Source organism: Methylobacterium sp. Gmos3 (genome assembly GCF_056430985.1).
Window position 1 is genome coordinate 361,858 of the sequence record NZ_JBWJYL010000001.1, and the last position, 18,343, is coordinate 380,200.

An 18,343-nucleotide genomic window follows, 5' to 3' on the forward strand; every position below is an offset into this window, starting at 1 on the left:
TCCCTCCGCGTCAGCGAAGCCTCGCCAGGGCCGTCTCCATCACCCGCCGGGCTTCGGCGCGGCGGGCCTCGTTCCAGGCCTGACCCGCATCGGCGGCGCGGGGCCTGGGGTTGCGCACGGCCTCCGCGAGGGCGTCGGCGAAGGCCTGCGGCCCCTCCGCCACCGTGATGGTTCCGGGCAGGGCGTCGAGGCCGCGCACGCCGAGCGGCGTGGAGACGGCGGGGGTGCCCGTCGCGGCGAGTTCGAGGGTCTTGATCTGGATGCCGGTTCCGGCGGTCGTCGGCACGGCGGAGACGCGGACGCTCGCCAGGAAGGCGCGGGCGGACGGCACGAGGCCGAGGCGCCGGACGCGGCCGGGAGGAAGCGTCTCGGAGCCCGATCCGGCGATCGCGATGCTGAGTTCGGGCGGCAGGCGCGGCACGACCTCATCGAGGAACCACGCCATCCCCTGGCGGACCGGGGGCCAGCTCCAGGTGCCGATCAGGCCGATGTCATGTTCCGGCGCCAGCGGGGGAGGCGGCTCGGGCGGGGTGGGGAAGAACAGGGGCAGCACCCCCGGCGCGGCGATGCCGAGGCGCGCGCGCGCCGCGTCGGCATCGGCCTCCGACAGGAAGAGGGCGAACCGCGCCTCCGCCCCGGCGCGGCGCTCCAGGCGGGCGTTCAGCCGCGCCTCCCGCGCGTAGATGGCCCGCCACCATGGCCGCGCGGCCTTCTCCGCCACCATCGCGTAGGAGAGGGCCTGCACGTCGTGGAAGATGACGCCGATGGGGATGCGCGGCGCCAGCCCGGTCACGAACGGATAGAGGTTGACGTGATCGGCGATCAGAAGGTCGGGGTTCGTGCGGGCGATCTCCGCTGCGAGACGATCCGGTGGGCAGTAATTGTACTTCTCCGACGAGATCGGCAGGCCGGAGCGGAGGGAGCGCCACGCCCAGGCCGCCTGTTCGGCGCGCGGCGCCGTCGCGGATTCCACCGGGATCGTCGCCAGCAGGACGGTCTCGACCGGCGATTCCACCCGGAACGGCGCGCGGCCATAGGCGAAGAGCGTGACGTCGTGCCCCAGATCCTCCAGCACCGACAGGATCGCCCGCGTGGCGATCTCGCTGCCGGTGCGCAGCGTGTTGGGAACCAGGGTCGTGAGGAAGGCGATCCGCATGGGCACCGGCCTCACGGGCTGTCCGGGACGATGGCGGGCGGCTGGCGCAGCGCCCGGTACGTCATGACCGTCGAGACGAGATAGGAGGCGAGGAAGACGAGGTTGACCGGCGTGATCCACTCGTCGTCGCCGCCGAACCGCCAGAACACCGCGATCATCAGGGCCGACTTCACGACCGTCACCGCCAGGGCCACGTGGAAGGTCGTCGTCATGCGCCCGTTCGCGTAGAGCAGTTCCACCTGATACTCGATGAGATTGCGCAGGGCCGGCACCAGCCAGAGCAATCCGAGCAGGCCGACCGCCTGGGCGACCTCGTGGCCCAGCAGGTTCGGCGCGAACCAGAGCGCGACGACGATGCCGCCATAGGCCGCCGTCGAGACGGCGGCGATCAGGATCTCCACGACGATCTTGGCCCGCCCGCCCGCCATGCTGCTGCGATTGACCAGGACCCGCTGGATCATCAGGACATTGAACGCCCGGATCGGCACCGCCGTAAGGTCGATCACGCGGATGCAGATGGCATACAGGCCCGCCGCGACCCCGCCGCCGAAGGTCAGCACCAGCACCTTGTCGATCTCGGCCTGCAGCGTGTAGGCGAGCCCCGATCCGCTGAGCGCCAGGGCGTTGCGGGCGCGCAGGAGCGTCGCGCTCCGGCGCCAGCGCAAGCGCCTGCGCGGCAGGAGGAAGACGAGGATCAGCCCGAGCGCCAGGGTGTTGCTCACGAGGTAGAGCATCGCCCATTCCAGCAGGGTCGAGCCCGGCAGGAACAGGAAGACGATCGCCATCGCCGCCTTGCAGACCGCGCCGAGGTTGAACGCCAGCGAGGCATGGTCGAACCGGCCGAGGCCGCTGCTCACCGTCGAGGCCGTGTCGATCATCCGCCACGGCAGGACCTCCGAGGCGACGATGAGGAAGTAGGGCAGGATCCGGTCCGGCTGGTCGAAGAACAGCCGGTAGATCGCGAAGGCCAGGATCGCGCAGGGCAGGATGCTGGCGAGCAGCCAGATCAGGTAATTGGCGTAGTAGTGCCCGAGCAGCCGGGGCCGGATCGCGCCGACCTGAAAGAGGTTGGAGCCGTAGCCGAAGGCCGCGAGGCGCGCCAGGACGGTCCCGACCGCCACCGCGCCGGCGAAGAACCCGAAATCGACGATGCTCAACCCGTGCGTCAGGCACAGGAAATACAGCAGCGACAGACAGAGCCGCCCCAGCGAGCCGCTGAAGAGGTGGGCGTAGTCGCGCAAGGTCGTCGCGCTGATCGACGGCAGCCCCAGGCGCTGGCCGGCGGTCCTGAGGCGCGCGAGATCCAGCACGGGCAGGGCGTAGCGTTCGGCGAGCAGGCCGAGACGGCTCGGCCGTGAACGGCGGTCAGCCGGCATGGCGGCCCCCGATGCCGGTCATCCTCGTCACCGAACGGGTCCTCGATCCGGCGGTCATGCCCCGGGGGCCGCGTCTCCGGCTCGGGCGGGGGTGCCGTCGTTCCGCCGGGCCTTCGTCCACGCCGCGAGACACTCGACCTCGTAGGCCCGCAGGATCTCCTCCCATACGAAATGCTCGGAGGCCTGCGTGAGGGCGGCGGCGCGGGCCCGCGCCACCAGGACATCGTCGCGCAGGATCGTCTCGATTCCCCGCTCGCAACTCTCCACGTCCGAGAAATACATCTGGGCCTCGCCGGCCGTGAGCCGGTTGAACGGATTGTCGTGGGCGAGCACCGCGTTGCCGGCCCAGAGCGCCTCGACGAGCGAGGGGTTCGTGCCCCCGACCGTGTGGCCGTGGAGATAGGCGCGGGCATGTCCGCGCAGCGCCGCCACGATGTCCGCATCGTAGATCGCGCCGGGGAAGATCACTTCGTCGCTCGCCACCGCGCGGATCGCGGCGTGATAGGCATTCTCCGCATCGAGCCCGCCGACGACGACCAGGCGGCAGTCGCGGCGCTTGCGCGAGAACGCCTCCACGATGGCGAGGATGTTGTTGTCCGGCTCGATCCGGGCGATCGACACGAGGTAGCGATCCGTCGTCAGCCCGAGCCTCGCCAGCGGCGCGGGATCGCGGTGCGTGATCGGATCGCCGCCATAGGGGATCGTGGCGATGGACCGGCGCGGTCGCCGCGTCGCCAGATGGTCGGCGATCTTGGGATGGTCCGCGATGAGGCGTTGCGACGACCACGCGGCGATCCATTCGTTGATCCAGAACCACGCGCGGACCGCGCCCGACCATTTCGGCCGGCGCCACTCGATCCCGTCCATGTTCGTGAGGACCTGTCGCCCCCGCAACCGCAGATAGGGCAGCAGGACGGCGCTATTGTAGCCCAGCACAAGGTTCACCGCGTCCCGCTGCCCGGCGTCGAGGACGGAATAGGCGTCGAACTTGAGGGTCGCGGCCGGCCCGCCGCCGGCGACCTCGATCTGGATCAGGTCGATGCCCTTCCAGCGCTCGGTCCGAAAGCGCCGACGCACCGCGTCCACGTCGTTCTGGCAATAGACGCCGACCCGCCATCCGCGCGCCACGAGATAGAGGGCGAGGCGCTCGGCGAAGGTCTCGAAGCCGCCATACGCCGCCGGAATGCCGCGGGAGCCGAGGATCAGGATCGCGGGAGCGGACGCCTCATACCCGCCGGTCCCGGTCTCGCAACTCCACTCCGTGCAGGTGTTCTCATTCGGCACTGGCGTTCCTCGACCTGTCACTCGTCGCCGATGTCGACATGGCGTGTGTGTGCGGGGCGTTTCCGATCGAGATGGACCCTCGCGGTTTCGGCATCGCGCAAAGTCGATGCAGGCCGGCAAGACGCGTTTACGAAACGCATCCTACGACATAACGTCAATCCTGGCACCGAAAATTATCGATAGTGTCCCCAGGCAAGTAGCGAAGACTAGGTACTACAAACCAAGCAAGTTCTGAGTATTAACAAGTTAACCCTATATTGCATTCGAAGCGCGATGCCGATGGCATCGCCTCGCCGCGCGCCCCGCGCGTTCCATCATCCATGGCATGGGCGGTGGCCCGCCTCAGGGCCTGACGCGATGGGCCGCGAGGAAGCGCAGTCCGAAGGTCGCGATCAGGAAGGCGACCCAGAACGCCTCGTCGCGCTGGAAGAACAGCGTCTCCATCGAGCCGAGGAAGACGGCGAACAGCCAGATCTGGAAGAACAGCAACGCCAGCGCGCGGTTTTCCGGGATCGCCCGCGAGCGCATGAAATCCTGGAGCGGCAGGACGATCAGCCCCCAGCAGGCGATCAGGAGGCCGGGCAGGCCGGTGGTGAGGGCGAGATCGAGGTAGGAATCGTGGGAGTGGGAGGCGGTCGCCGCCCAGGGGTTGCTGGCCTCGTCGGTCGAGTATCGGGCGTAGTCGGTGTTCCAGAACCCGAGGAAGCCGTAGCCGAAGAGCGGGCGCTTCTTGAACTCGTCGATCGCGAAATCCCAGATCCCGGTGCGGTTCGTGAAGGTGGGATCGCTCATGATGCGGTCGTTGATCGCGGCGACCCACGGGAGCATGGCCGATCCCACGGTGAAGATCAGGTACAGGCCGAGCGGCACCAAGCACAGGAGGGCGAGAACCCGCTGGGACCGAACGCGGATCGCGAGAGACGACCAGACCAGCACGAAGGGGATGAGGGCCTGCGGTTGCTTGGCGCCGGTGAAGGCCAGGAAGATCGCCGACAGGACCGCGAGGCCGGGGCCGAGGACGACGCGTCGCTGGGTGGTCAGGAAGATCCCGATGAACAGGAAGACGACCATCATCGGCCCGGTTCGGGACTTGTGGTCGTAGAGGCCGCGCCATGATCCGGCGAGGTTGACCTCCATGGCGGCATCGCTCTGGTGCACGGCGAGATGCGGCACGAGCAGGACCGCGAGGTAGCAGAGGAGGACGACGGTGAGGGCGACGCCGCCGAGCCAGGACTCGAATTGCCGGCGGTCGCGCGGCAGGAGCAGGAGCGTCCCGACGATCGCCATGACGATGGCCGTCAGGATCAGCCGGCGCACCGAGATGCCGGGATTGATCGCGAAGGCGCTGTCCACCAGGAACCACCCCATCACCGCCCCGTAGGCCGGATGGGCGAGCGGCAGGATGCGGCGCCAGCCCATCTCCGCGAGCTTCCACGCGCAGAGGCCGAACAGGGTCAGGTACAGGATCTGGTTCAGCAGGTCCGACGATTCGGTCGTCTTCAGAACCGCGCCGCTCGACAGATCCTTCAAAGGATCGAGGGTGATCCAGAACACCAGCAGCGTGGTGATGAACAGGCCGGCCCGCGTCGCGAGATCGACGTCCAGGCTCGGCGCCCTCATGGCGGCGCTGCTCTTCACGACGGACGCGCCCCCCTCTGGCGATACTGCTCGGGCCTCAATCCGGCCTGGGCCGTCACCCGGCCGATCGCCTCCAGCATCGGATGGGCGGCGATGAGGAGGTCGCGCGTCCTCGCGAGACGGGACAGGGCTCGGACCAGCCCGACCCCGAGCAACGCCCCGCTCTTCAGCGCGATGCGCAGCCGCTCGCCCGGCCGCCGCGCGTTCTTGCGCTCGATCATGTAGTTGATCGCCCCGTAGCGCAGGCTGCGCGCGATCACCCAGCGCAGGGTGGTCCGGCTCGCCGGGACGGTCTCGACCGCCCGCGCCGCAGGCTCGAACCAGGCCGAGAAGCCGGCATCCCGCGCCCGCTTGAAGAAATCGAGATCCCCGCCTCCGACGAAGTCGAAGACCGGATCGAAATAGGGCTGAGCCAGACGGTCGAGCACGGTCGCGCGCATCACGAAGTTGCCGCTGCCGTAGAGGAACGGCACGGGGCCGGACGCGCTGTAATAGGGCTTGAACACCGGGTGATCGGAGAAGCGGGCGGCATCCGGCCTCTCGAACCGGGGCAGGACCGGACCGCCCACGAGATCGGCGCCGGAGCGTTCCTGCGCGTCCACGATCCGCCGCAGCCAATCCGGCTCGGCGAGTTCGTCGTCGTCGATCATCGCGACCAGGGGCGTCTCGGGATAGAGCGCCCGCGCCGCGGCGAAGGCGCCGTTGCAGGCCGAGCAATGGCCCGGCTGGGACACGACCACGGCGACGCCCGCGATCTCGCCCGCGCCGATCAGGGTCTGCGCCAGGGCGGCGCCCGCGCGGCCCTGCGGGTCGTTGTCGGCGACGACGCAGGCGAAGGGCCGGCCGAAATCCTGTTCCTTCAGCGAGCGCAGGGTGAGGGCGAGGTGATCGGGCCGGCGCAGGGTCAGGACGCAGACGACGACCGCCGGCTGGACGGATGCCTCACGGCCCCGACCGTCATGGACGAGCGTGTAGCTGTCGGCGTCCGCCCGCTGGGGGTTCATGATGCAATCACTCACGGGGGGGCTCGCGCCGCGTTTCAGGCTGGTCCGTCCTCGGCTCGGATGCGGCCGGGAGGACCGTCGCCCGCCCGAGAAGGCCGGCGACGGTGTCGACGCGGCAGCCGCGCGCGAGCGCTCCCTCCACCGCGTAGGCAAGGCGCTCCGGCGTCACCCCGAACCGGGTCGGGCGGCTCGCCACGTCGTGCGCGTAGAAGACGAGCCACGCGCCCCGCGCCACGGCGTCGTCCAGCACCGCGTCGATCCCGGCCTCGCCGATGGTCGCGTCCTCCAGGGCCACCGCCTCCAGGCGGCCACGGTCGAACCGGCGGGTAATCGGGCCGCCATGGATGCCCCGGCAGGCGAGGAACCTGCGTTGGAGCGCCAGCTTATGCGGCAATCCGATCGCGCCGTAGGGATAGGCGAAGGTCGAGAGGCGCCGCCCGATCACCGGCTCCAGGATGCCGGCATTCGCCTCGACGTCGCGCAGATAGGCAGAGGTGCCGGTCGTCGCGCCGTTCGGATGCGTCGCGGTGTGGCAGCCGATCTCGTGCCCGCGCCGGGCGAGGCCCGCCACGGTCTCGAGGCTCGCCAGGGGATAGAGATCCCACCCGGTGCCGGCGAGACCGCCGCAGACGTAGAACGTCCCGCGCACGCCCCGCTCCTCCAGGAGGCGCGCCCCCTCCCGTGCCGCCGAGTCGGCGATGTCGTCGAAGGTGAAGCTCACGCTCGCGCGGTCGAGGGTGAGGGGCACGCGGGAGGTCACGACCCGCCGTGCGAGGTGCCGCTTGATCTTCTCGTTCAGCGTCTCATGGGGCACGGGCGAAGATCTCGACTGTCTTCGTGCATCATGGAGCAAGAACGTTTCAGAACGTGAATGCGTCGAAACGGCGGAGCCGGGCTTCGCGCCCGCTGGCGATCATTCCGCCGGGTGCAGCGACCCTGACCCGCGACCGTCCACGGCCTCCGACGCCCCGTCCGCGCTCTCCGGCTTGTCCCGGAAGGACAGGCGGTGCGCCAGCCGGTCGAGGTAGATGTAGATCACCGGCGTCGTGAACAGCGTCAGCACCTGGCTCACGGCGAGGCCGCCGACCATGGCGTAGCCCAACGGCTGACGGATCTCCGAACCGGTGCCTGTCGCCAGCATCAGCGGGATGCCGCCGAGCAGGGCGGCCATCGTGGTCATCAGGATGGGGCGGAAGCGCAGAAGCGCCGCCTGCCGGATGGCGGCCTCCGGCGTCAGCCCGTCCTCGCGCTCGGCCACGATGGCGAAGTCGACCAGCATGATGCCGTTCTTTTTCACGATGCCGATGAGGAGGATGATGCCGATCAGCGCGATCAGGCTGAAATCGAACCCCGCCGCCATCAGCACCGCCAGCGCGCCGACGCCCGCCGAGGGCAGGGTCGACAGGATGGTGATCGGGTGGATGAAGCTCTCATAGAGGATGCCGAGGATCAGGTAGACCACGAACAGGGCCGCCAGGATCAGCAGCGGCACCGTCGCGAGCGATTGCTGGAACGCCTGCGCGGTGCCCTGGAAGCCGGTCGTCACGGTGGACGGCACCTGCAAATCCCGCATCGCCTGGCCGATGGCATCCGTGGCCCGACCCAGGGCCACGTCGGGCGCGAGGTTGAAGCTGATCGTCACCGCCGGGAACTGGCCCTGGTGGTTCACCGCGAGCGGCGCCACCGGATCGGTCGTCCAATGGGCGAAGGCCGCGAGCGGAACCTGCCCGCCGCCGATCGGCGCCTTGATGTAGATCCGGTCCAGGCTCTCGACGCTGCCCTGCAACGCCGGCAGCACTTCCATCACCACGTGGTAGCTGTTCAGCTGGGTGAAATACTGCGCGATCTGGCGTTGGCCGAACGCGTCGTAGAGCGTGTCGTCGATGAGTTGGGGCGTGATGCCGTAGCGCGAGGCGGCGTCGCGGTCGATGGACAGCGTCAGCGTCGTGCCCCGCGTCTGCTGGTCGGTGGCGACGTCGCGCAATTCGGGCAGGGTCTTGAGCTTATCGAGGATGCGCGGCGCCCAGGTGTTCAGTTCGGCGAGGTCCGGGTCCTGCAACGTGTACTCGAACTGCGTCCGCGAGGTGCGGCCGCCGGTTCGCACGTCCTGCGTGGCCTGGATGAAGGTGCGGATTCCCTCCAGCCGCTCCAGCTTCGGCCGCAGCCGGGAGATCACCTGGAACGCGTTGGCATCGCGCTCGTCGCGGGGCTTGAGGGCGATGTACATGCGCCCGGAGTTCAGGGCCTGCCCGTTGCCGCCGAGCGACATGCCGAGCCCGGCCACCGCCGGATCGGCCTGGACGATGGCGCCGACCTTCTCCTGCAGCGCCTTCATGCCTGAGAACGAGATGTCCTGGTTCGCCTCGGTGACGCCGATCATGAAGCCGGTGTCCTGCTGCGGGAAGAAGCCCTTCGGGATCGCCACGAACAGGTAGCCGGTCAGCCCCAGCGTGGCGAAGAAGACGAGGAGCGTCACGCGGCGGAAGCGCAGGGCGACATCCAGCGCGTCGGCATAGGCCGCCAGCAGCCCATCGAACGCGGCTTCGCTCATCCGGTAGAGGCGGCCATGGCGCTCGGCCGAATGCGGCTTGAGGAGCCGCGAGGCCATCATCGGCGTGAGCGTCAGCGACACGAAGGCCGAGACCGCGATGGTCATCGACAGCACGACGGCGAATTCGCGGAACAGCCGCCCGATGATCCCGCCCATCAGAAGGAGGGGGATCAGCACCGCGATCAGCGAGACCGAGATCGAGACGATGGTGAAGCCGATCTCGCCCGCGCCCTTGAACGCGGCCTCCATCGGCCGCATCCCCTCCTCGATGTAGCGGCTGATATTCTCCAAGACGACGATGGCGTCGTCCACCACGAAACCCACCGAGATGGTCAGGGCCATCAGGGAGAGGTTGTCGAGGGTGTAGCCCGCCATCCACATCAGCGCGCAGGCGCCGAGCAGCGCCAGCGGCACGGTCACGCTCGGGATCACCGTTGCCCAGAAGCTGCGCAGGAAGACGAAGATCACGCCGACCACCAGCGCGATCGTCAGGATCAGGGTGAACTGCACGTCCTCCACCGAGGCGCGGATCGTCTGGGTCCGGTCGCTGAGGATGCCGATCTTGATGGCGGCCGGCAGGGTGGCGGTCAGGCGCGGCAGCTGCTCCTTGATGCTGTCCACCGTGTCGATGACGTTGGCGCCGGGCTGCTTGAACACCACGAGGAAGACGCCGCGCTTCCCGTTGGTCCAGCCCGCCTGCTTGGTGTCCTCCGGGCCGGCGACCGCCTGGCCGATGTCGCGCACGCGCAAGGGGGCGCCGTCGCGATAGGCGACGATGACGTCGTTCCAGTTCTGCGCGGCGGTGAGCTGGTCGTTGGCGTAGATCGTGTAGCTGTGGCTGCCGCCGTCGATGCTGCCCTTCGGGTTGTTGACGGTGGTGAGCGTGAGCTGCGCGCGCACGTCCTCCAGGGACAGGCCCTTGGCCACGAGCTTGGCCGGATCGATCTGGATGCGCACGGCGGGCTTCTGCTGGCCGCCGATGAACACCTGCGCGACGCCCGAGATCTGGCTGATGCGCTGGGCGAGTTGCACGTCCACCGCGTCGTCCACGTCGATCAGCGGCATGGTGTCGGAGGTGGCCGACAATAGCAGGATCGGCGAGTCCGCCGGATTGACCTTGCGGTAGGTCGGCGGGGTCGGCAGGTTCTTCGGCAACTGGCCGCTGGCGGCGTTGATCGCCGCCTGGATGTCGCTCGCTGCGCCGTCGATGTTGCGGTTCAGGTCGAACTGCACCGTGACCGTCGAGATGCCGAGCGAACTCGTCGAGGTCATCTGCGAGACGCCGGGGATCTGCGAGAACTGCCGCTCCAGCGGCTGCGCGACCGAGGAGGCCATCGTCTCCGGGCTCGCGCCGGGGAGCTGCGCCGTCACCTGGATCGTCGGGAAATCCACCTGCGGCAGCGGCGCGACGCCGAGCAGCGGATAGGCCACCACCCCGAGGAACAGGATCCCGACCATGATCAGCGTGGTCGCGACCGGGAACCGGATGAACGGCGCCGAGATGCCGCCCTTCGTCACCGGACCGTCCCCACCTGCTCCACCTGCGCGGTGTGCGCGGCCCCGTGCGGATCGGCCACGAGGCTGCCCTCCTGCACCTTGTACTGGCCGGCGACGATCACCCGCTCGCCGGGCTGGATGTCCCCGCTGAGGATCCGCGTCCGGCCCGAATCCGAGCGCCCCGCCTTCAGCGGACGCTGGTGCGCCCGGTTCGCGTCGTCCACGATGAAGGCGAACAGCCCGTCCGGCCCGTGCTGAACCGCGTCGTCGGGAACCGTGATGGCCTGGGCCACCGTGCCGACGCGCATCTTGGTCGAGACCGAGAGGCCCGGCCACAGCGTGTGGGTCTTGTTCTCGTACACCGCCTTCAGACGGATCGTGCCAGTGGCGGTGTCGACTTGGTTGTTGAACAGGGCGAGCTTGCCGTCCGCGAGTTTGGTGAGCCCGTCGGACGACCATGCCTCCACCGGCACGTCGCCGGCCTTCAGCGCGGCCGTGATCGCGGGCAATTGGTCCTCCGGCGCCGTGAAGACGACGAAGATCGGCTCCACCTGCGTGATCGTCACGATCGGGGTCTGCCCCGCCGCCGTGACGATGTTGCCGATATCGACCTGCCGGAAGCCCGTGACGCCCTCGATGGGCGCGCGGATCGAGGCGTAGCCGACCTGCGTCGTGGCGTTGTCGATGGCCGCCTGATCGGAGGCCACCTGCGCGGTGAGCTGGGCGACGAGGGCGGTCTGCGTCTCCAGTTGCTGGCGGGAGGCGTAGGCGCCAAGGCCGGCATAGCGCGTCTGGTCGGCCTTGGCGTTGCCGAGATTGGCCGTGTCCTGGTCCTTCTTGGCCTTCGCCTGATCCAGCGCCGCCTGATAGGGGCGCGGGTCGACCTGCACCAGGAGGTCGCCCTTGTGGACGGTCTGGCCCTCGCGGAACGCGACCTGCTGGATCTCGCCGTCGACGCGGGTGCGCACCTGAACGGTGTTGAAGGCCTGAACGGTGCCGAGCCCGTTCGACACCAGGGCGAACGGCCCCTGCTCGACCATGCCGAGGGTGACGGGCACGGGCAGCGCGGCACTCGTCTTGGGCTTCGCCGGGGGCTGGGTCCAGCGCGTGTAGCCATAGGCGCCGCCGCCCGCCCCGATGAGCAGCAGCAGGATCAGCCACGCCGCGCGGGAGCGTTTCGGCGCGGGACCGGTCGCACCGAGGGGGCCGCTCCCCTCCCGTCGCGGCGCGCCCGCCTCGTCGGATCGAGAGGCGTCGCGGTCATGCACGTCTTCGCTCAGCATAGGCCGGTTTCCGCCCGTCGATCCGCCTGCTTTGGGAGCCAGAGTAATTTTGTATCCAGCCGCAGACAACGTGCCAGCGAGACACGCCGCGGGCGACGTGTTCCTTGCGCCGCAGAGGATATCCGCCGCCGACCCGCCCGGGAGGGAAGGTGAGGGCACCCCGTCGTCTCACGCGGATACTGGCACGGTCGGGTGTCCGGGATGTTTCTGGGGCATTCGCCCTGTCGTCGCGACGCGCCGGGCGCGTCACTTCCTCAGGGGCACGCCCTTCGTGGTGAAGCTCTGCCCGCCTTTCGGGCGATAGACCGGGCGCGGCTGGCCCCGCCCGTTCGCCGCCCCAGAGCCGGTCCCCGGCGGCTGCGAGAACGGCACGAGCTGGTCCGGTCGCGGCCCGATGAGATCGGCGCGGCCCATCTCGCGCAACGCCTCGCGCAGCAGGGGCCAGTTCTCGGGGTCGTGGTAGCGCAGGAACGCCTTGTGCAGCCGGCGCTGCCGCATCCCCTTGATCGCCTCGACCGGCTCGCTGCCGCCGCGCCGCACGCCCCGCAGCGGGTTGATCTCGGTGTGGTACATGGCCGTCGCGGTCGCCATGGGCGAGGGCAGGAAGGTCTGCACCTGATCGGCGCGATAGTCGTTCTTCTTGAGCCAGAGCGCGAGGTGCATCATGTCCTCGTCGGTCGTGCCCGGATGCGCCGCGATGAAATACGGGATCAGGTAGTATTTCTTGCCGGCCTCCTTCGCGGCGGCGTCGAACATCGCCTTGAAGCGGTCGTAGGTGCCGATCCCCGGCTTCATCATCTTGTCGAGGGGGCCGCGCTCGGTGTGCTCGGGCGCGATCTTCAGGCGACCGCCGACATGGTGGGTCACGAGTTCCTTGACGTATTCCGGGCTCCTGACCGCGAGGTCGTAGCGCACGCCGGAGGCGACCATCACCTTCTTGACGCCCTCCACCTCGCGGACCTTCCGGTAGAGCCGGATCAGGTCGTCGTGCGAGGTGTTGAGGTTCGGGCAGATGTCCGGGAAGACGCAGGAGGGCAGGCGGCACGCCGCCTCGATCTTTGGATCCTTGCAGGCCATCCGGTACATGTTCGCGGTCGGCCCGCCGACATCCGAGATGACGCCGGTGAAACCCGGCGTCTTGTCGCGGATCCGCTCGATCTCGCGCAGGATCGAGCCCTCCGAGCGGTTCTGGATGACGCGGCCCTCGTGCTCGGTGATCGAGCAGAAGGTGCAGCCGCCGAAGCAGCCGCGCATGATCGTCACCGAGAACTTGATCATGTCCCAGGCGGGGATCTTCGCGTCGCCGTAGGACGGATGCGGGGCGCGGGCGTAGGGCAGGTCGTAGACCGCATCCATCTCGTCGCTGGTGAGCGGGATCGGCGGCGGGTTCAGCCACAGGTCGCGGTCGCCGTGGCGCTGGACCAGCGGGCGGGCGTTGCCGGGGTTGGCCTCCCGGTGCAGCACCCGCGAGGCGCGGGCATAGGCCTCCTTGTCGTCCTTCACCTGCTCGTAGGCCGGGAGCCGGATCACGGTGTCGCCCGGCCGGCGGGTCGCGGCCTCGTCGGTCGAATCGAGGTCGTCGGCAGGAAGTTCGGTGACGTGCTCGGGCACGCGGCGGAACAGGGCGACGCCCCGGATCGCGTCGAGGTCCTTCGGCGTCTCGCCGGCCGCGAGGCGGTTCGCCACCTCGACCACGGCGCGCTCGGCATTGCCGTAGATCAGCAGATCCGCCTTCGCGTCGGCCAGGATCGAGCGGCGCACCTTGTCGGACCAGTAATCGTAATGGGCGATGCGGCGCAGCGAGGCCTCGATGCCGCCGAGGATGATCGGCACGTCCTTGTAGGCCTCGCGGCAGCGCTGCGTGTAGACGATGGTGCAGCGATCCGGCCGCTTTCCGCCTTCCCCGCCGGCCGTGTAGGCGTCGTCATGCCGCAGGCGGCGGTCCGCCGTGTAGCGGTTCACCATCGAATCGAGGTTGCCGCCGGTGACGCCGAAGAACAGCCTCGGCTTGCCCAGCGCCTTGAACGGCTCCGCCGACTGCCAATCCGGCTGGGCGATGATGCCGACCCTGAACCCCTGCGATTCGAGCAGCCGGCCGATGATAGCCATGCCGAAACTCGGATGGTCGACATAGGCGTCGCCCGTCACCAGCACGATGTCGCAGGCATCCCACCCGAGCGCCGCCATTTCCGCGAGGCTCATGGGCAGGAACGGGGCCGCCTTGCCGGCATGCGGCGCCGGGCAGGCGAGGGGGGCCACGGGTTGGCCGGTGGAAGCGCGAAGGTCCATGGGTCCCTGCATAGGCCGCCGGGGCTGCGATCTCAACGAAGCGGGGGGCGCCCGGTGGTCGCTGTCCCGCAGCGGCCGGGCCCGCCGGAGGCCGCACCGCCATGGCGCCGCATTCTGGCCGTACGCGTGAAGGTTCGCCCTGCATGATCGGCGAGCCGGCAGGCTTTTGAGATTCACAATGGCGTGTACTATAGACACCGCCAACACTATGCCGAACTGGAGAAGGCGCGGCTCGATGCAGTCAAGCGTGCGCGATTCCGCCGGTCGATCAGTACGAAATTTCGAGCCGTATCCGCTCACCCACCAAGAGCATGATGCATGACGACCGCGAGAAGCCGAGTTGACGCATCGCCCTATACGGCCGGCTGGGGTTGGCCCGGCACGTTCAGCATGTTGTTTTCGTTCTTTATCTTCTTCATCCTCCATATCGCAAGCCTGCTGCCCACGATCAGTATCGTCATGGTCCTGGCAGCGGCATTCGTCATGCTGCTCATCTACCCGACATCGACACTGACGATCTTGTATCGCGAAGCCCTGATACTCTGCCCGGCGTTCATATGCGTCGTCTCGTTCTTATGGTCAGAGTATCCGTCCGTGACGCTCTATTACGGCACCCAATTCGCCATCGTCGCGGTGATCGGCGTGCATATGGCGTACTGGCACAGGCCGGGAACGATCATGGGCCAGATGGCGGCGAGCCTCCTGTATCTGCTGATATCGGTCTACGCGCAGAACAAGGTCGCTTGGCTCAATCAGGGCGCGTCCGTCGAAGTGGGCATCAACGGCGGTAAGAGCTACATCGGGGCCATCGCATCGGGAGGCGCGCTGGCCGCGTTGTTCGTCATCCAGTACGGCTTGGCCACGCGACGGCTGGTGCCGGTCTATGCCGGCATTCTGTGCTTCGTCACCGGCCTGTTCGCCATCCTGGCCGCGCGTGCCTCGGGAGCGCTGGTCGGCATCGTCGTCAACGGCATTACGTTCTTCGGGCTGCAATGGCTCTCCAGAATGGCGCCGGAGTATCGCGCCAAGATCCTGATCGTCGCGATACCGATCATCGTCCTGTGCATCATCTTCGGCGCCGATATCTGGGCCGCCATTCTGCAGTTCTTCAATAAATCCGCCGATCTCACCGGACGCGTATTCTTGTGGGAGCGCGCCCGCGCCGCCATCGAGGCCCGTCCGTGGCTCGGCACGGGATTCAACGGTTTCTGGGTGATCGGCAATCCGGATGCGGAGATCCTTTGGAATTATGCCGGCATCAAGAGCAAGTCGGGCTTCAACTTCCACAACACGGCACTGGAATTCGCCGTCGCCTTCGGCATTCCGATCGCGATCGGTCTTTGCATCCTGTTCATCGTCGCGATCGTTCGGAAAATCTCGCTGACGCTGGAGACCGGCGATCCGTCCGCCGCGTTCGGCGCCGCCATCCTCCTGGACTGGATCAGCCATGCCGCGTTCGAGTCCGGCGGCATCGGCACTTTCAACTCCTCAATGCTCCTGTTGTACTTTGCCCTCTCCGGCACGCGGATCCCGCGAACCGCGTCCAACACGGCGAAGTCTCGGACCCGCAGGCTCGGCGCCGTCCGGCCCCGAAGCCCCGAGGCCGTCGCTATCTCCTCCTCGTAGATCGTCCGAACCGGGCGGCTCCGGTCGATGCATGGGGGCCGGGGAGGGTCGTCCCCGGCCGTGCGGTCAGGCGGGGGCGCCCAGGGCGACCGGCCGGGTGGCCCGGCGGTAGATCAGGAGCGTGGCGATCAGGCCGCACGCCCCGCCGAACGCCATCCACAGGCCGGGGGCCGCGCGGTTGCCCGTCGCCTCGATCAGCCACGTGGAGACGAGCGGCGTGAACCCTCCGAGCAGGGCCGTTGCCAGCGAATAGGCGAGGGAGAAGCCGGCCGTGCGGACGCTCGCCGGGATCACCTCCGTCAGGGCCACCACCATCGCGCCGTTGTAGCTGCCGTACAGAAAGGAGAGCCACAGGAGCGCGATCAGCATGTGCCCGAAGCTCGCGTTGGCCACGAGCCAGGCCAGCACCGGATAGGCCGTCAGCAGGGTCAGGGTCGAGAAGACGAGCAGGATCGGCTTGCGCCCGACGCGGTCGGACAGCGCCCCCATCACCGGCAGCCAGAACAGGTTGGACAGGGCGGTGCAGAAGGTGACGAGCAGGCTGTCCGTGTCGGACAGCTTGAGGACGGTCTTGCCGAAGGTCGGCGTGTAGACGGTGATCGTGTAGAACGAGATCGTGGTCATGCCCACGAGGAGCATCCCGAGAAGCACGATCTGCCAGTTCCGGGCGAGCGAGCCGAACACCTCGCCCATGGACGGCCGGTGCTTGCGCTTCAGGAACTCCTCCGTCTCCTCCAGCGAGCGCCGGATGTAGAACAGGAACGGCACGATCGCGCAGCCGATGAAGAACGGGATGCGCCAGCCCCATTCGTTCATGTCGGCGGGGGAGAGGGCGTGGTTGAGGATAAAGCCGATCACCGCCGCGAACATCACCGCGACCTGCTGGCTGCCGGACTGCCAGGACACGTAGAAGCCCTTGTTGCCGGGGGTCGCCATCTCGGACAGGTAGACCGACACGCCGCCGAGTTCGACGCCCGCCGAGAAGCCCTGGAGCAGCCGGCCGATCAGGACGAGGAAGGGCGCCATCAGCCCGATCGTGCCGTAGCCCGGCACGAAGGCGATCAGGATCGTGCCCGTCGCCATGATGCCGAGCGTCACGATCAGCCCCTTGCGGCGGCCGATGCTGTCGACATAGGCGCCGAGGAAGATCGCCCCGAGGGGCCGCATCAGGAAGCCCGCGCCGAAGGTCATGAAGGTCAGCATCAACGAGGCGAACTCGTTGCCGACCGGGAAGAACGTCTTGGAAATGTAGGTGGCGTAGAAGCCGAACAGGAAGAAGTCGAACATCTCCAGGAAGTTGCCGCTGGTCACGCGCAGGACCGTGGCGACTTTGGAACTCGACGGGTTGGCCTGTGTCATGGTTGCCTCCCTCGGGCGCAGGAGCGGTCGTGGCCGCATGAGGGAAGCGTCGGTGCGGCTCCGGCGGGGCCGCCCGTGGCGGGCCGCAGCCGTGTACCGATCCTCCCATGGAATCGCACCGACTCTGCGGCGCTTGTCACCCCTATACGGGGCGAGACCTGTCACGAAGCTGTCGCGGCTCAGCGCCCCTCCATCGCCCGCCGCCAGCGCCGCAGCATCCGCGCCCGGCGGATCTGGTCGAGATTGGCCAGCAATTCCGGCCCGACGGCGACCGGCCGCAGGGTCGGGGCGGAGGCGACGGGATCATCGGCCCGGCGCGCATCGAGACGGGCGGGCGTGAGCGCCCGCGCGGCGAGCTGCGCCTGCCCCTCGCGGGAGAGCATGTAATCGAGGAACAGGCGGGCGGCGGCGGGATGGGGCGCGTCCCTCGCGATGAAGGCGATGCGGGAGACGAGGAGCGTGTAGTCGCTCGGCAGCACGATCCCGATCGCCGGATCCTGCTTCGCCCGCTCGAGGGCGTAGGCGCCGAACACCCCGTAGGCGAGGAGGGCTTCCCCGTCCGAGATCCGGTCCAGCATCGTCTCGGTGCGGGTGTAGAGCTTCACGCCCGCCTGCCCGAGGGCGGAGACGAGATCCCAGGTGCGCGGCGTGACCTCGGCGTCCTGCGCGAGGACGAGGGAACCGACGCCGCTCCGCTCGGGGTCGTAGGCGGCGACCTTGCCCTTCCACTCGTCCGGATGCTCGGTGAGGGCCTGGATCAACGCGGCGCGGGAGGCCGGCACGCGCTCCGGCGGCAGGAGCGTCCTGTTGTAGGCCATGGCGATCGGCTCCGCCGTCACGCCGAAGGCCTCGTTGCGCCATACCGCCCAGGAGGGCAGGGCGGCGGTCTCGGCCGAGACGTAGCGGGCGGCATAGCCGTCGTTCACCAGCTTGATCTGGCGGTCCATGGCCGAGCTCCACACGATGTCGACCGTGCTGGCGCCTGCGGCGGCCTCCTCGACGAAGCTGTCGTAGAGGCGGGCGGAGTCCATCTTGGTGTAGGACACCGCCACGCCGGGATGCGCCTTGCGGAAGCCCGCTATCAGCCCGGACACCTCGGCCTCGTCGGTGGTCGCGTGGACGACCACGACGGAGTCGCCCGTCACCCCGGCGCCCCCCGCATCCCCGGCCGCCACGGACGGTTCGGCCAGCGCCGGGACGGAGCGCAAGGCGAGCAGCAGCAGGCCGACGGCGAGGCGCAACCGCAACACACTCCTCCCTTGTGTCCGCGAGATCGACCC

At 68.6% G+C, this 18,343-nt stretch carries 12 protein-coding genes; 1 reads left to right on the forward strand and 11 read right to left on the reverse strand.

Translation table 11 applies throughout. From position 1 onward, the window contains the following. Window positions 1-10: 10 nt before the first annotated feature. The 9 genes from ACS5Q7_RS01795 to ACS5Q7_RS01835 all read right to left on the reverse strand — a co-directional run bounded on the left by ACS5Q7_RS01795 (window position 11) and on the right by ACS5Q7_RS01835 (window position 14,078). Complete coding sequence (locus tag ACS5Q7_RS01795; RefSeq protein WP_478337707.1) at window positions 11-1,171, reverse strand: glycosyltransferase; 1,161 nt, start codon at window positions 1,169-1,171, stop codon at window positions 11-13. Further along, complete coding sequence (locus tag ACS5Q7_RS01800) at window positions 1,168-2,532, reverse strand: lipopolysaccharide biosynthesis protein (protein ID WP_478337708.1); 1,365 nt, start codon at window positions 2,530-2,532, stop codon at window positions 1,168-1,170. The genes ACS5Q7_RS01795 and ACS5Q7_RS01800 overlap by 4 nt, the downstream gene beginning before the upstream one ends. A gap of 54 nt (window positions 2,533-2,586) precedes the next feature. Then, complete coding sequence (locus ACS5Q7_RS01805; RefSeq protein WP_478338012.1) at window positions 2,587-3,741, reverse strand: DUF1972 domain-containing protein; 1,155 nt, start codon at window positions 3,739-3,741, stop codon at window positions 2,587-2,589. Between the two features lie 417 nt (window positions 3,742-4,158). Beyond that, window positions 4,159-5,436 carry an O-antigen ligase family protein gene (locus ACS5Q7_RS01810; RefSeq protein WP_478337709.1) on the reverse strand — a complete coding sequence of 426 codons (1,278 nt, stop codon included), beginning with the start codon at window positions 5,434-5,436 and terminating at the stop codon, window positions 4,159-4,161. A gap of 14 nt (window positions 5,437-5,450) precedes the next feature. Then, window positions 5,451-6,473, reverse strand: coding sequence for a glycosyltransferase family 2 protein (locus ACS5Q7_RS01815; RefSeq protein ID WP_478337710.1), 1,023 nt, complete (start codon window positions 6,471-6,473; stop codon window positions 5,451-5,453). Then, window positions 6,466-7,272 carry a polysaccharide deacetylase family protein gene (locus ACS5Q7_RS01820; protein ID WP_478337711.1) on the reverse strand — a complete coding sequence of 269 codons (807 nt, stop codon included), beginning with the start codon at window positions 7,270-7,272 and terminating at the stop codon, window positions 6,466-6,468. Before ACS5Q7_RS01820 ends, ACS5Q7_RS01815 begins: the two co-directional genes overlap by 8 nt. A gap of 99 nt (window positions 7,273-7,371) precedes the next feature. Beyond that, the gene (locus ACS5Q7_RS01825) at window positions 7,372-10,467 is read right to left on the reverse strand and encodes an efflux RND transporter permease subunit (protein WP_478338013.1); all 3,096 of its coding nucleotides are present in this window, start codon (window positions 10,465-10,467) and stop codon (window positions 7,372-7,374) included. 56 nt (window positions 10,468-10,523) lie between these two features. Then, window positions 10,524-11,789: an efflux RND transporter periplasmic adaptor subunit gene (locus ACS5Q7_RS01830; protein WP_478337712.1), complete on the reverse strand. Its 1,266-nt coding sequence runs from the start codon at window positions 11,787-11,789 to the stop codon at window positions 10,524-10,526. 246 nt (window positions 11,790-12,035) lie between these two features. Next, window positions 12,036-14,078: a YgiQ family radical SAM protein gene (locus ACS5Q7_RS01835; RefSeq protein ID WP_478337713.1), complete on the reverse strand. Its 2,043-nt coding sequence runs from the start codon at window positions 14,076-14,078 to the stop codon at window positions 12,036-12,038. Between the two features lie 318 nt (window positions 14,079-14,396). Between ACS5Q7_RS01835 and ACS5Q7_RS01840 the strand changes: the two genes are divergently transcribed. Then, on the forward strand, window positions 14,397-15,704 hold the full coding sequence (locus ACS5Q7_RS01840) for an O-antigen ligase family protein (RefSeq protein WP_478337714.1): 1,308 nt from the start codon (window positions 14,397-14,399) through the stop codon (window positions 15,702-15,704). Between the two features lie 66 nt (window positions 15,705-15,770). Here ACS5Q7_RS01840 and tcuC read toward each other — a convergent pair whose 3' ends face one another. Both tcuC and ACS5Q7_RS01850 read right to left on the reverse strand, forming a co-directional pair. Next, on the reverse strand, window positions 15,771-17,063 hold the full coding sequence (tcuC, locus tag ACS5Q7_RS01845) for a tricarballylate/proton symporter TcuC (protein ID WP_478337715.1): 1,293 nt from the start codon (window positions 17,061-17,063) through the stop codon (window positions 15,771-15,773). 179 nt (window positions 17,064-17,242) lie between these two features. Beyond that, a complete protein-coding gene (locus ACS5Q7_RS01850) occupies window positions 17,243-18,310 on the reverse strand; it encodes an ABC transporter substrate-binding protein (RefSeq protein WP_478337716.1) in 1,068 nt (355 codons plus the stop codon). Window positions 18,311-18,343: the final 33 nt, after the last annotated feature.